This window comes from bacterium, from assembly GCA_024226335.1.
Taxonomy (GTDB): Bacteria; Myxococcota_A; UBA9160; order SZUA-336; family SZUA-336; genus JAAELY01.
Genome location: JAAELY010000236.1, coordinates 1 through 613 on the forward strand (window position 1 = coordinate 1; position 613 = coordinate 613).

General features: G+C 61.5%; 1 protein-coding gene. It reads right to left on the reverse strand.

Annotated features, from left to right (window positions below; translation table 11 throughout):
- A partial coding sequence (locus GY725_11630; protein MCP4004837.1) for a hypothetical protein occupies window positions 1–310 on the reverse strand: 310 nt, incomplete at its 3' end.
- Between the last annotated feature and the right edge of the window lie 303 nt (window positions 311–613).

Sequence of the window (613 nt, forward strand, 5' to 3'; positions counted from 1 at the left end):
CGTCGGGCGGGAACGCTGTCTCCATTGTGCCATCAGCCGCGAAGATTACCAACCACGAGGCCGACTCTACCTTACCGCTGACCGCGTAGTAGTCACTGGTCCCGAATGGGTAGTGATAGACCTTGTGGTCGGGATCGGTCACCAACTTCACGATCAGGGCGTCGTACTGAGCGACCGTCGCTTGCTCGGGTAGATGCCCCATCTTCTGCCGCTTTGCCAGGTGTGACGCGTCTTTCCCGGGCTTCCAGCGGACCTCCCGGGCCAGCGTCTGGATGGACTTCGCAGCCGTTCGCCTGTGATCCTCAGCCATGGCCGAAATCATCTCAGGATCGTGAGCGCGAATCCAGGTTTGTTGACGAGCTGAAGAATCGGGCAGACCGGCCGACGTCGCTACGCGCGATCACGACCTCGAAGCTCGACCAGGCGACTTCGGCGCTGCCTGACCGGGTTGCCCCGTGTAACCGTGGGGCCCAACGATTGACGGAAATACTCTCGACGTCCCTGTCGAATTCAAATAACTATTCCGACCCCCGTCCAAGAGCGGCCAGGAAAGCCCTGATGAACGAGGTCGCGCGAGCCGCTGCTGCTCGCCGCCCGAAAGCTCGCCTGGCAA